The following is a 13,034-nucleotide window of genomic DNA, read 5'->3' on the forward strand; positions in this document are numbered from 1 at the left end:
CAACGGGTTGTGCGAATAGCATGCACGCGTCCACTGTGCGGTTCCCGAGAAACGGGCACCACCCCCCACCACACCCACAGGCGTGGACCCACGGGGGTGCCTGACAACTCGATAAAGTTACGGCGGTCATAGCGAAGGGGAAACGCCCGGTCCCATCCCGAACCCGGAAGCTCAGCCCTTCAGCGCCGATGGTACTGCCCTCGAGAGGGGGTGGGAGAGTAGGACGCCGCCGAACACCCATTCACGAAAGGCCCACCCCCGACCCAGGGGTGGGCCTTTCGCATACCCAGGGACGTCAGGCTTGTGCTTCGGCCCTGGAGGCGGGGTGACCCGTCGGGGCCCTCGTGTGCCCTGCCAGGCTCCGGGCGCACACGCCGGCGCGATCCGTTGACCGGGTTAATCCGGTCCTCTAAGGTTCCACGGAGGAGAGCAACCATTCCGGGATGCGGAATCGTTGGCTCATGGTGGGGCTGCTCGGCGCCTTGCCCAGGACTTGATAGGCAGGGTGGCGACGAGGAGGTCGCACGTGGCAGGACACCGCACCGCAACCCTCGGCCGCGAGGAGCGTACGCCCCTGGCCGCGGCCCGGGAGGAGCTGCTCGCTCGTCTGGGGACCGAGCAGGTGATCGTCGACCGGCAGCGGCTCCGGACCTACGAGTGCGACGGGCTCGCGGCGTACCGCGTGGTGCCCGGCCTGGTGGTCCTCGCCCAGGACGCCCGCGACGTGGAGACGACGGTGCGCGTGTGCGCCGCCCACCGGGTGCCGTTCGTCGCCCGCGGGTCGGGGACCGGCCTGAGCGGCGGGGCGCTGCCGCACGCGGAGGGCGTGCTGGTGGTGATGTCGCAGATGCGCGCCCTGCGCGAGATCGACGTCGAGAACGAGCGGGCGGTGGTCGAGCCCGGTGTGGTGAACCTCCAGCTTACGCATGCGACCACGCCCGACGGTTACTACTTCGCGCCCGACCCCTCGAGCCAGCAGGTCTGCTCGATCGGCGGGAACGTCGCGGAGAACTCGGGCGGGGCGCACTGCCTCAAGTACGGCTTCACCACCAACCACGTCACGGGCGTCGACCTGGTCACCCCTGGCGGCGACGTCGTCGAGCTGGGCGGCAAGGCTCCCGACGCGCCCGGGTACGACCTGCTCGGGGCGGTGGTCGGCTCCGAGGGCACGCTCGGCGTGGTCACGCGGGTGACCGTCCGCCTGACGCGGCTCCCGCAGGACGTGCGCACCGTGCTCGCCGGCTTCCCGGACGTCGATGCCGCCGGTGCCGCGACGTCGGCGATCATCGGCGCGGGGATCATCCCGGCCGCGATCGAGATGATGGACGCGCTGGCGATCGAGGCAGCGGAGGAGGCGGTGCACTGCGGCTACCCCGACGGCGCCGGCGCGGTGCTCGTGATCGAGCTCGACGGGCCGTCGGCGGACGTCGAGCAGGAGCTGGCCGACGTGCTGCGCCTGTGCGACGAGTCGGGCGCCTTCGAGACCAGGCTCGCGGCCGACGACCTCGAGCGCGCGCTCATCTGGAAGGGGCGCAAGTCGGCTTTCGCCGCCGTCGGCCGGATCAGCCCGGACTACATCGTCCAGGACGGTGTGATCCCGCGGACGGCGCTGTCGAGGGTGCTGCGTCAGATCGCCGAGCTCGGCGAGGCCGGCGGGTGCCGGGTGGCCAACGTCTTCCACGCCGGGGACGGGAACCTCCATCCTCTCGTGCTGTTCGACGGCTCGGTCGAGGGCGCGACCGAGCGAGCCGAAGAGGTCGCCGGAGGGATTCTCGACCTGTGCATCAGCAACGGGGGCTCGATCACGGGCGAGCACGGCGTCGGGGCGGACAAGGCCCGGTACATGCCGCGGATGTTCAGCGACGACGACCTGGACGCCATGCAGGCCGTGCGCTGTGCCTTCGACCCGGACAACATCTCCAACCCGGGCAAGATCTTCCCCACCCCGCGGCTGTGCGGTGAGCGACCGGGGCGGCACCAGGGCGCCCACCCGCTGCAGGAGGCCGGGCTGGGGGAGGTCTTCTGATGGGGTCGTCGACGCTGCACGGCCTGGACGTGGCCGCGCTCGAACGCGCCGTCGACGGAGCGGGTGAGGTCCGGGAGGCCGGGCACGAGGACGCCGTCGACGGCGTGCCCGCCCGGGTGGTGGCACGGCCGACGACCGTGGGCGGCGTCTCCGCTCTCCTGCGGGAGGCGGCCGTCCAGGGCCTGGCGACCGTCCTCCGCGGCGGTGGCACCGCGCTCCGCTGGAGCGCGCCGCCCGCACGGGTCGACGTGCTGCTGGACACCACGGGTCTCGACCGCCTCGTCGAGCACGAGGCGGGTGACCTCGTCGTCGTGGCGCAGGCGGGGCTGCCGGTCGCCGAGCTCGCCGACCGGGTGGGCGTCGCCGGACAGGAGCTGGTCCTGGACCTGCCGCCCGACCGTGTCGCCGGTGGTTCGACGATCGGCGGCGCCCTGTCGGTGGGGTACACCGGCCCCCGGCGTCTGCAGCGGCTCGCGCTGCGCGACCGTGTGCTGGGCGCGACCGTGGTGCTGGCCGACGGGACCGTGACCGCCTCCGGCGGCAAGGTCGTGAAGAACGTCGCCGGCTACGACGTCGCCAAGCTCGTCACCGGCGCCTACGGCACGCTCGGGGTCGTCGTGCAGGCGGCGTTCCGCCTCCATCCGGTGCGGCCGGCCCGGGCGTTCGTGGTCCGCTCGGGACCGCTGTCCGACGTCGCGGCCGCCGCGCGCGCGGTCGTCGCCTCGCAGCTCGCGCCCGCGGCCGTCGAGCTCGACCGCCGGGCAGGGGAGGACGTCGCCACCGTGGCCGCCCTGTTCGAGGGCGGCCACGGCGCCGTCGCGACCCGCGCCGCTGCCGCGGCCGTGCTGGTCGGCGGGGAGGTCGACGGCGTGGCGCCCGACTGGTGGGGGCAGGTGCCGACAGGACCGGTGACCGCCAAGGCGACCGCGACGCTCGCCGGCGTCGGCCGCCTGCTGGCGGCCGCTCGGGCGGCCGAGCGGGAGAGCGGGGCCACGGTGGCCGTGCGCGGGTCAGCCATGGGTGCGCTGCTCGTCGGCATGGACGGACCGGACCCGGCCGCGATCGCGGCTGCCGTCGCGCGCCTGCGGGCCGCCTCGCCGACCGTGGGCGACGGCAGCGTCACGGTCCTGGCCGCGCCGCCCGGCGTGCGCGACGGGCTGGACGTCTGGGGGCCCGTGCCGGGCCTGGAGCTCATGCGCAGCGTGAAGGCGCGTCTCGACCCGGGGCGCCTGCTGGCGCCCGGCCGTTTCGTGGGAGGGATCTGATGGGGGGCGGCATCCGATGACGACCGAGGAGTCCAAGCCCGACCTGCTGGGGGGAGCGTTCGACGACCACCACCCGCCGAGCAAGGAGCTGCTCGACGACTGCGTGCACTGCGGGTTCTGCCTGCCGGCGTGCCCCACCTACTCGCTCTGGGGCGAGGAGATGGACTCCCCGCGCGGGCGCATCTACCTGATGGGCGAGGGGCTCGAGGGCGAGCCCATGAGCCCGGCGCTCGTGCAGCACGTGGACGCGTGCCTGGGCTGCATGGCGTGCGTGAGCGCGTGCCCCTCGGGGGTGCGGTACGACCGGCTGATCGAGCAGACGCGGCAGCAGGTCGAGCGGCGAGGTGCCGAGCACCGCACGCGGGGCGACCGGGCACTGCGGTCGATGATCTTCGCGCTCTTCCCGCACCCGGGACGGCTGCGGCTGCTGCGCGGGCCGCTCCGGCTCTACCAAGGGCTCGGGCTGAGCCGGCTCGTGCGGCGCAGCGGGCTCCTCGCGAAGCTCTCGCCGTCCCTCGCCGCGATGGAGGCGGTCGCACCCCCGATCACGCCGCGCGAGCCCGTGCCGCCGCTGGTCCGCGCCCGCGGCGAGCGCCGGGCGACCGTGGGGATGCTGCTGGGCTGCGTCCAGCGGGAGATGTTCCCCGGGGTCAACGCGGCCACGGCGCGGGTGCTCGCAGCCGAAGGATGCGACGTCGTCACGCCGCCGCGCCAGGGATGCTGCGGCGCGCTCTCGGTGCACGCCGGCCGGGAGGCGGAGGGCCTGCGGTACGCCCGGGCGCTGGTGGACGCGTTCGAGGAGGCCGGGGTCGATCGCGTCGTGGTGAACTCCGCCGGCTGCGGGTCGACCATGAAGGAGTACGCCGACCTGCTCGCCGACGACCCCCGGTACGCCGACCGGGCCCGGACCTTCGCGCAGAAGGTCCGCGACGTGTCGGAGATCCTCGTCGAGCTGGGGCCGGTCGCGCGTCGTCACCCGCTCGAGCTGACCGTCGCGTACCACGACGCCTGCCACCTCTCCCACGCCCAGGGCGTGCGCTCGCAGCCGCGCGAGCTGCTGGCGCAGATCCCCGCGCTGCGGGTCCGGGAGATCACCGAGGGCGACATGTGCTGCGGGTCCGCGGGCATCTACAACCTCGTCAACCCCGAGCCCGCCGCCGAGCTCGGCGACCGCAAGGCCCGCAACGTCGCGGCGACCGGGGCGGACCTGCTCGTGACCTCGAACCCCGGCTGCCTCATGCAGGTCACGACCGCTTTGGAGCGGCAGGGCCGGTCGATCGCGACCGCGCACCTCGTGCTCGTCCTCGACGCGTCGTTGCGCGGGCTGGGGCGCGACGCGCTCGTCCCGTCCGCCCGCGGGCCCGGGGACCTGACCGACACCTGACCGACGTCACCAGTCCCGACGTCACCAGACCCCACCTCGCCAAGCCCCGACCTCTCCACGACCCGACGGACACCACGAACCGAAGACCGACCACCCGACCGATCCGGCAACGACGCCGGTCACCCTGGGAGCGCACATGGACAACCTTGCCGTCCTCGCACTGCTCGCCTTCGTCCCCATCCTCGTCGTCGGGGTGCTGCTCGTCGGGTTCCGATGGCCCGCGCGCACGGCGATGCCCGTCGGCCTCGTCGCCGTGGTGATCGTCGCCCTCGCGGTCTGGCAGATCGCGCCGGTGACCATCGCCGCGTCCGCCGTCCAAGGGCTGCTGGTCGCGATCGGGCTGCTCTGGATCATCTTCGGCGCGCTGCTGATGCTCGAGACCATCACCAAGAGCGGCGCCCTGCAGACGATCCGGGCGGGGTTCACCACGATCAGCGCCGACCGGCGGGTGCAGGTGATCATCATCGCCTGGCTGTTCGGGTCGTTCATCGAGGGGTCGGCCGGGTTCGGCACCCCCGCGGCCGTCGTGGCGCCGCTGCTGCTCGCGCTCGGCTTCCCCGCGATGGCGGCGGTCATGGCAGGCCTGATCATCCAGTCGACCCCCGTGAGCTTCGGTGCGGTCGGCACACCGATGATCACCGGGATCGGCACCGGCCTCGCCGGCAGCGACGGGGCGCTGGTCCCGCAGGTGCAGGAGCGGGCCGACGCGCTCGGTCTGGACGCGGGCGGTTTCGTCGCACACACGGCCACGCAGGTCGCGACGGTGCACGCGATCGTGGGCGTCCTGGTCCCGCTCATCCTGGTGACCCTGATGACCGGGTACTTCGGCGAGAAGCGCAGCTTCCGCGCCGGGCTGGCCGTCGCCCCGTTCGCGCTCTACGCCGCCGTCGCGATGATCGTGCCCTACCTGCTGGTCGCCTACCTGCTGGGCCCGGAGTTCCCGTCGATGCTCGGCGGGTTCCTCGGCCTCGCGCTGGTGATGTTCACGTCGTCCAAGGGATTCCTCATGCCGAAGGAGGTCTGGGACTTCCCCGAGCGGTCGCGCTGGAGCGACCGCTGGATGGGAACGGTCGACCCCACGAAGGAGAGCGTGCCCCTGACCCGGCGGATGTCGCTGGTGCGCGCCTGGACGCCGTACGTCGTGGTGGCGGTGCTGCTGCTCCTGACCCGGAACGTGCCGGCGATCAAGGACTTCCTCACCGGCCCGGCCGTGCTGCAGGTGAACGACATCTTCGGCACCGGCATCAGCCAGAACATGGACCTCCTGTACTCGCCGGGCGCCATCTTCCTCCTGGCGTGCCTCGTGACCTACGTCGTGCACCGGATGAACGGCCGCCAGATCGCGGCGTCGTGGAAGGTGGCGGGCGGGCAGCTCTGGGGCGCGGCGTTCGCGCTCCTGTGCGCGCTGCCGCTGGTGCGGATCTTCATCAACTCCGGCCCGGAGTTCAACGCGGCGGGCCTGGAGTCGATGCCGATCACCCTGGCCGAGGCGGCGGCGGACGTCGCGGGCCAGAGCTGGCCCATCGTCGCGCCCTTCATCGGCGCGCTCGGGGCGTTCGTCGCCGGGTCGAACACCGTGTCGAACATGATGTTCTCCCTCTTCCAGTTCTCCACCGGCGAGAGCATCGGCGTCGCGACGCCGGAGACGGTGGTCGCGCTGCAGGCGGTGGGCGGGGCCGCGGGGAACATGGTGGCCGTGCACAACGTGGTCGCGGCGTCGGCCACGGTCGGCCTGCTCGGCCGGGAGGGCGACCTCATCCGCAAGACCGCCCTCCCGGCGCTGTACTACTGCCTGGCCGCCGGCGGGGTGGGCTATCTGTGGATCTACGGCTTCGGTCTCAACGCCGGCCTGTTCGTCGTCCTGCTCGTGGTCGCGTCGCTGGTCACGCTCGGCGTGTGGTTCTCCCGCAAGTCCGATCTGCCGAACCCGGAGGTGGCGCCGGCACCCGTCGGGGCGGGGGAGCCGCGGGCCGGCGCGTGACCTGAGACACGTCGTGGCGCCGAGGGGTGCCCCGGACGTCTCCGACACGGTCCGGCGTGGGAGAATCGGGCGATCCCACCACCCGAGAGGAACACCGTGAACGACTCCGCTCCCGAGCAGGGCCGCGACGACGAGAGGCCGAGCTCCCGCTCCGGCGGCGCCCGCGGCCGTGGGCCCGGCGACGGGCGCTCCGGCGGCGGGCGCGGTGACCGGCGCGGAGGTGGCGGCGACCGCGGCCCCCGGCGCGACGACCGCGGGTCGGCCGGGCGTGACGAGCGACCGGAGCGACGCGACCGCCGCGACGACGGTCGCGGCCGTCGGGAGGACGGTGGCCAGCGCCGGGACGGCGGGCCGAGCCGCCCGCGTCGTGACGACCGGGGGAACGGCCCGGCGCGCCGGCAGGGCTCGGGCGACAGGCCGTACGGTCGCCCCGACGAGCGCGGGGGCCGGCCGACCGAGAGCCGTGACCGCGGTGGCCGGCCGGCGCGTCGTGACGACCGGACCGACCGCCGGGCCGCGCCCCGTGCCACGGACCGCCCGGAGCGCGCGCGGGTCAGCGAGCCCGAGATCGCGGAGGACGTGAACATCGGCCAGCTGAGCCGCGAGGCGCGCGGCCGCATGCGCGGGCTGACGAAGGAGAACGCGGAGCGGGTCGGCATGCACCTCGTGATGGCGGGGCGTCTGCTCGACGTCGACCCCGAGCGCGCCTACGAGCACGCCCAGGCCGCGGTCCGTCGCGGCGGGCGCATCGACGTCGTGCGGGAGGCCGCGGGCATCGCCGCGTACCGTACGGGCCGGTTCGCCGAGGCGCTGCGCGAGCTGCGCACCGTCCGTCGGCTCAACGGGTCGTCGGAGCACCTGCCGATCATGGCCGACGCCGAGCGCGGCCTCGGGCGCCCCGAGCGCGCGCTGGCGCTCGCCGCCAGCGACGAGGCCCGCACCCTGGATGCCGAGGGCCGCACGGAGCTGGCCATCGTCGCGAGCGGTGCCCGTTCTGATCTGGGCGAGCACGAGGCGGCGCTGGCGGTGCTGGACCGCATCCCGGCCGCCGACCAGCAGGGCGACCTGCGGATCCGCGTGCTGCAGGCGCGCGCCGTGGCACTGGAGGCGGCCGGCCGGACGGCCGAGGCCTCGACCCTGCTGGCCCGCGTCGCCCCGGACGAGCTGGAGCGGGTGTCCGGCGTGCTGCCGGCCGACGAGGACGTCGTCGTGTACGACGTCTACGACGAGGAGGCGGACGACGCCGCCGGCGAGCCCGCCGACGCGGCGGACGAGCCCGACCCCCCGGCACCGGAGACGGACGGCCCCGAGGACCGCGCGTGACGGCGAGGCTCCGCGAGAGCGCCACGCCGCTCGCGTCCGCGCACGACCTCGCCCTGGTCGACCTCGACGGCGTCGCGTACAAGGGCCACCTGCCCATCCCGCACGCCGCGGCGAGCCTCGCCGCGGCGCGCGACGGCGGGCTGCGCCTGGTGTTCGTCACCAACAACGCCTCCCGGGAGCCGGAGGACGTCGCCGGCCAGCTGACCGCGCTCGACATCCCCACCGGCGCCGACGAGGTCATGACCGCGGCCCAGGCCTGCGCCGCGCTGCTGCGCACCCGCCTGGAGCCGGGAGCCCGGGTGCTCGTGGTGGGCGGGGCGGGGCTGGTCACGGCGGTGGAGTCCGCGGGGCTCGTCGTCGTGGGTTCCGCGGACGACCGCCCGGACGCCGTCGCGCAGGGCTACGCCCCCGACCTCGGGTGGTCGGACCTGGCGGAGGCGGCGTACGCCGTCGCCGGCGGGGCCTGGCACGTCGCGAGCAACCTCGACCGGTCGCTGCCGACGGCGCGCGGCTTCGCGCCGGGCAACGGCGCGCTCGTGGGCGCGGTGACGGCGGCGACGGGGGTCCGGCCCGACAGCGCGGGCAAGCCGTCGCCGACGATGTACCGGCTGGCCGTCGAGCGCGCGGGGGCCCAGCGGCCGCTGGTCGTCGGCGACCGGCTCGACACGGACCTCGCCGGGGCCCGGTCCGGGGGGATCCCGGGCCTGCACGTGCTCACCGGTGTCTCGTCCGCGCGGGACGCCGTGCTCGCGGAGCCGGGCCTGCGGCCCGACTTCGTCGGTGCCGACCTGCGTGCGCTGCTGGAGCCGCATCCCGTGCCCGTCCCCGCCGACGACGGCTGGTGGGAGTGCGGCGGCCGCGCGGCGCGGGTCGCAGACGGCCGGCTCGAGCTGGACCGCCACGGGCCCCGGGGGATCGACGTCGTCCGCGCGGCGTGCGCGGCCGCCTGGGACGCGGTCGACGCCGGCCGGGCGGTCGACCCGCAGAGCGTGCCGGACCTCGGCGCCTGAGCCCCTCTGTCCCGGTACGGCGCGCGTCAGCCTGTGCGTCGCGCACGGTGGTACCGACCGTTCCGGGTAGCGTGGGCTCCGGCCGCGGGCGCGCCCACGGCCACCACGTGGACGTCCGGCGGCCGCGGGCCCGTGCGCGCGACGCGTCGCGGCGGGAGCGGGGGCCGGGTTGCCCGGGCGAGACCCAGCGAGGAGGGACGATGACGCAGGACACGGGACCGCGGGAGGCCCAGGGCGACGAGCCGACGCCCGAGCCGGCGCCCGACGCCGGGCCGGACGGCGCGGCGGACGTCTCCCTCGAGGGTCTGGACGACCTCCCGCTCACCGAGCACGTCGCGCGGTTCTCCGCGGTGCACGACGCGCTGCGCGACCGTCTCGACAACCCTGTCCGGGAGGGCACCGACGCGTCCCCGGGGGCGGACGACTGATGCCGGACGCGCGCACGGACGCCGAGCTCGTCCGCCGCGGCCTGGCGCGATCCCGACGGCACGCCGCGGAGCTCGTCGCGGCGGGCCGGGTGTCCGTCGGCGGACGGCCGGTGTCGAAGCCGTCTGCGCAGGTCGCTCCCGCGGCCGCGCTCGTCGTCGCGCCGGACGCCGCCGACCCGGGTTACGCCTCCCGGGCGGGCGGCAAGCTCGCCGGCGCCCTCGACGCGCTGGCCTCCCACGACGCGGGACGCGCGCTGACGGGCGCGCTGGACGGCGCCCGTTGCCTCGACCTCGGTGCCTCGACCGGCGGCTTCACGGACGTGCTCCTGCGCCGGGGCGCGGCGCACGTCGTCGCCCTCGACGTCGGGCACGACCAGATCGTGCCCCGCCTGCGGGACGACCCGCGCGTCACGGTCGTCGAGGGCTTCAACGTCCGTGACCTCGCTCCCGCCGACCTCGACGACGCGCCGGACGTCGTCGTCGGCGACCTGTCGTTCATCTCCTTGTCGCTGGTGCTCGGCCCTGTCGCCGGGGTGCTCCGGCCCGGGGCGCACGCGCTGCTGCTCGTGAAGCCGCAGTTCGAGGTCGGCCGCGAGCGGCTCGGCGCGGGCGGGGTGGTCCGTGACACGGCCCTGCAGGTCGACGCGGTGGCGACCGTCGTGCGGGCGGCCGCCGGGCACGGCCTCGCGGCCCGGGCCGTGGTGCCGAGCCCGCTGCCCGGCCCGAGCGGCAACCGCGAGTACTTCTGCTGGTTCCGGGCCGTCGGCGCCCCCGAACCCGCCGCCGACGCCGCCGCGGAGTCGGCGGCCCGCGCGGCGGTCTCATGGGCCGCCGGCCTGGCCCCCGACCTGCCCCCCGGCTCAGCGCCGCCCGTCCCGCCCGTCCTGCCGATCGGAGGCACCCCGTGACCCGTCGAGTCCTCATCGTCACCCACGGGGGGCGGCCGGAGGCCGTGGCGGCGTTGTCCGAGGCGGTGCGCGAGCTGACCGACGCCGGCTTCGAGGTGGCGCTGCACGACGACGACCTCGCGGAGTCGTTCGGCGACCACATGGCCGCGGCCCGCGTGCGGGAGGGCGTCACCGACTCCGAGGCCGTGATGGTGCTCGGCGGCGACGGGACGATCCTGCGCGCGGCCGAGCTCACGCACGGCACCGGCGTCCCGCTGCTCGGGGTCAACCTGGGGCACGTCGGCTTCCTCGCGGAGAGCGAGCGCGAGAACCTGCGGCACGCGGTGCGCCGGCTGGCCGCGCGGGACTACGAGGTCGAGGAGCGGGCGGTCGTCGACGTGCGCGTCCACCTGCCGGACGAGCCCGAGCCGCTGACGGGCTGGGCGCTCAACGAGGCGACCGTGGAGAAGGCGCGGCGCGAGCGCATGATCGAGGTCGGCATCGCGGTCGACGGTCGGCCCCTGTCCTCGTTCGGGTGCGACGGCGTGGTGGTCTCCACGGCCACGGGGTCGACCGCGCACGCCTTCTCCGCCGGGGGACCGGTCATGTGGCCGGACGTCGACGGGGTGCTGCTCGTCCCGCTCTCGGCGCACGCGCTGTTCGCCCGGCCCCTCGTCATCGGGCCCCGGTCGACGTACACGGTCAAGGTGCTGGACCGCAGCCCCGTCGGCGGCGTGCTGACCTGCGACGGCCGGCGCCGGATCGACCTGCCCGTCGGCGCCACCGTCGAGGTGCGGCGCGGGGCGCTCCCGCTGCGGTTCGCCCGGCTGACGCCCGCGCCGTTCACCGACCGGCTCGTGTCCAAGTTCTCCCTGCCCGTGGTGGGCTGGCGCGAGCTGGCGGCGAACCGGCCGGACCACGCGGGACCCCGCACGGAACCCGAGCCCGAGAAGGAGGACTGAGGTGCTCGAGGAGATCGCGATCGAGAACCTGGGCGTCATCGAGACCGCCCGGGTGCCGCTGTCGGAGGGGCTGACGGTCATCACCGGCGAGACCGGCGCCGGCAAGACCATGGTGCTCACCGGCCTCGGCCTGCTCATGGGCGGCAAGGCGGACGCGGGCTCGGTGCGCCCGGGCGCGTCCGGCGCCGTCGTGGAGGGCAGGGTCCGGGTGGGGGACCGCCCGGACGTCGCCCGCCGGGTCGACGAGGCGGGCGGGGAGGTCGACGACGACGGCACCGTCGTCGTGCTGCGGACGCTGGCGGCGGGCGGCAGGTCCCGCGCCCACCTGGGAGGCCGCGGTGTGCCGCAGGCCGTCCTGGCCGAGATCGCGGACGAGCTCGTGACGGTGCACGGGCAGGCCGACCAGCTGCGCCTGCGCACCCCGGCGAAGCAGCGCGACGCCCTCGACGCGTTCGCGGGCCAGGAGCACCTCGCCAACCTGCGGGACTACCGGGCGTCGTGGTCGGAGCGGGCCGGCCTGCAGGCCGAGATCGACGACCTCACGGCGCGGACCGCCGAGCGTGCGCGCGAGGCGGAGCTCCTGCGCCTCGGCCTGGCCGAGGTGGAGCGGGTGGACCCGCAGCCCGGGGAGGACGCCGAGCTCACCGCCCTGGTGGGGCGCCTCGGGAACGCCGAGGCGCTGCGCCTCGCCGCGCAGCAGGCGCACGACGCCGTCTCGGGGGACGACGTCGAGACCGAGGGCAGCGCGGTCGCCGCGGTGGAGCAGGCCCGCCGGGCGCTGGAGCAGGCGGCGGGCGACGACCCGGCGCTCGCAGCGCACGCGACGCGCCTCGCGGAGGCGGGCTACCTGCTCGCCGACGTCGCCACCGAGCTGGCGTCGTACGTCGAGGACCTGCAGGCGGACCCCGCCGGGCTGGAGACGGCGCACGCCCGGCTGGCCGAGCTGGGCGGCCTGACCCGCAGCTACGGCGAGACGATCGACGACGTGCTGCAGTGGGCGAGCGACGCGGGCCTGCGCCTGCTCGACCTCGACGACGGCGGTGAGCGGCTCGAGTCCATGCGGCAGCGCACCGCCGAGCTGGACGCCCGGCTGGCCGAGGACGCGGCCGGTCTCACCCGGGGGCGCGCGGCGGCGGCCGAGGCCCTCGGGGCGTCGGTGACCGAGGAGCTGGCCGGCCTGGCGATGCGCGGCGCCCGCCTCGTCGTGCAGGTGGAGCCCGCCCCGGAGCCGGGGCCGTGGGGCGCCGACCAGGTGACGTTCCTGCTGGAGCCGCACCCGGGTGCGCCGGCACGGCCGCTGGGCAAGGGGGCGTCCGGAGGTGAGCTGTCGCGGGTGATGCTCGCGGTCGAGGTGGCGCTCGCCACGGCCCGCGTGGACGCCGCGGACGCCGCCGGGCCGGGGGCCCGGGGCGAGGGGCCCGCACCCCTGCCGACCTTCGTCTTCGACGAGGTCGACGCCGGCGTGGGCGGCCGGGCGGCGGTCGAGGTCGGCCGGCGCCTGGCGATGCTCGCGGGCCGCACGCAGGTGGTCGTCGTGACGCACCTGGCCCAGGTGGCGGCGTTCGCGGACGCCCACCTCGTGGTGACCAAGTCGCGGCCGGACGACGCGGACCGCGACGGCGAGGGCACCACCGTGACCGGTGTGCGCGAGGTCACGGACGACGACCGGGTCCGTGAGCTGGCCAGGATGCTCTCGGGCCAGGACGAGTCGGCGACGGCGCGCCAGCACGCGCTCGAGCTCCTGGAGTCGTCCGACGTGGGACGATAG

The 13,034-nt window shown here is 75.6% G+C and carries 10 protein-coding genes and 1 rRNA gene; all 11 read left to right on the top strand.

Annotation, left to right across the window (positions count from 1 at the left end; all coding sequences use genetic code 11):
- The first annotated feature begins 118 nt into the window (after window positions 1-118).
- Window positions 119-235, top strand: a 5S ribosomal RNA gene (rrf, locus tag IEW03_RS06215).
- A gap of 291 nt (window positions 236-526) precedes the next feature.
- Window positions 527-2,026, top strand: a complete 1,500-nt coding sequence (locus IEW03_RS06220; protein WP_443093549.1) for an FAD-linked oxidase C-terminal domain-containing protein — start codon at window positions 527-529, stop codon at window positions 2,024-2,026.
- The gene (locus IEW03_RS06225) at window positions 2,026-3,291 is read left to right on the top strand and encodes an FAD-binding oxidoreductase (RefSeq protein WP_188522811.1); all 1,266 of its coding nucleotides are present in this window, start codon (window positions 2,026-2,028) and stop codon (window positions 3,289-3,291) included. Before IEW03_RS06220 ends, IEW03_RS06225 begins: the two co-directional genes overlap by 1 nt.
- A gap of 16 nt (window positions 3,292-3,307) precedes the next feature.
- Complete coding sequence (locus tag IEW03_RS06230; protein WP_188522812.1) at window positions 3,308-4,675, top strand: (Fe-S)-binding protein; 1,368 nt, start codon at window positions 3,308-3,310, stop codon at window positions 4,673-4,675.
- Window positions 4,676-4,811: 136 nt separating this feature from the next.
- Window positions 4,812-6,656: an L-lactate permease gene (locus IEW03_RS06235; RefSeq protein WP_188522813.1), complete on the top strand. Its 1,845-nt coding sequence runs from the start codon at window positions 4,812-4,814 to the stop codon at window positions 6,654-6,656.
- A gap of 96 nt (window positions 6,657-6,752) precedes the next feature.
- Window positions 6,753-7,979 (top strand): tetratricopeptide repeat protein, encoded by a 1,227-nt coding sequence (locus IEW03_RS20345; RefSeq protein WP_229737647.1) that lies wholly within the window; start codon window positions 6,753-6,755, stop codon window positions 7,977-7,979.
- Window positions 7,976-8,989 carry an HAD-IIA family hydrolase gene (locus IEW03_RS06245; protein WP_188522814.1) on the top strand — a complete coding sequence of 338 codons (1,014 nt, stop codon included), beginning with the start codon at window positions 7,976-7,978 and terminating at the stop codon, window positions 8,987-8,989. The genes IEW03_RS20345 and IEW03_RS06245 overlap by 4 nt, the downstream gene beginning before the upstream one ends.
- Before the next feature lie 200 nt (window positions 8,990-9,189).
- Window positions 9,190-9,417: a hypothetical protein gene (locus IEW03_RS06250; protein WP_188522815.1), complete on the top strand. Its 228-nt coding sequence runs from the start codon at window positions 9,190-9,192 to the stop codon at window positions 9,415-9,417.
- Window positions 9,417-10,325: a TlyA family RNA methyltransferase gene (locus IEW03_RS06255; protein WP_188522816.1), complete on the top strand. Its 909-nt coding sequence runs from the start codon at window positions 9,417-9,419 to the stop codon at window positions 10,323-10,325. Before IEW03_RS06250 ends, IEW03_RS06255 begins: the two co-directional genes overlap by 1 nt.
- Complete coding sequence (locus tag IEW03_RS06260) at window positions 10,322-11,266, top strand: NAD kinase (RefSeq protein ID WP_188522817.1); 945 nt, start codon at window positions 10,322-10,324, stop codon at window positions 11,264-11,266. The genes IEW03_RS06255 and IEW03_RS06260 overlap by 4 nt, the downstream gene beginning before the upstream one ends.
- Before the next feature lies 1 nt (window position 11,267).
- Window positions 11,268-13,034, top strand: a complete 1,767-nt coding sequence (gene recN / locus IEW03_RS06265; RefSeq protein WP_188522818.1) for a DNA repair protein RecN — start codon at window positions 11,268-11,270, stop codon at window positions 13,032-13,034.

It is taken from the genome of Isoptericola cucumis, from assembly GCF_014635665.1.
Taxonomy (GTDB): domain Bacteria; phylum Actinomycetota; class Actinomycetes; order Actinomycetales; family Cellulomonadaceae; genus Isoptericola; species Isoptericola cucumis.

What these genes read in the sequence shown, in the direction of transcription:
- IEW03_RS06250 (WP_188522815.1), top strand. Translation starts at nt 9,190, where the DNA reads ATGACGCAGGACACGGGACCGCGGGAGGCCCAGGGCGACGAGCCGACG.
- IEW03_RS06225 (WP_188522811.1), top strand. Translation starts at nt 2,026, where the DNA reads ATGGGGTCGTCGACGCTGCACGGCCTGGACGTGGCCGCGCTCGAACGC.
- IEW03_RS06235 (WP_188522813.1), top strand. Translation starts at nt 4,812, where the DNA reads ATGGACAACCTTGCCGTCCTCGCACTGCTCGCCTTCGTCCCCATCCTC.
- IEW03_RS06230 (WP_188522812.1), top strand. Translation starts at nt 3,308, where the DNA reads ATGACGACCGAGGAGTCCAAGCCCGACCTGCTGGGGGGAGCGTTCGAC.
- IEW03_RS06255 (WP_188522816.1), top strand. Translation starts at nt 9,417, where the DNA reads ATGCCGGACGCGCGCACGGACGCCGAGCTCGTCCGCCGCGGCCTGGCG.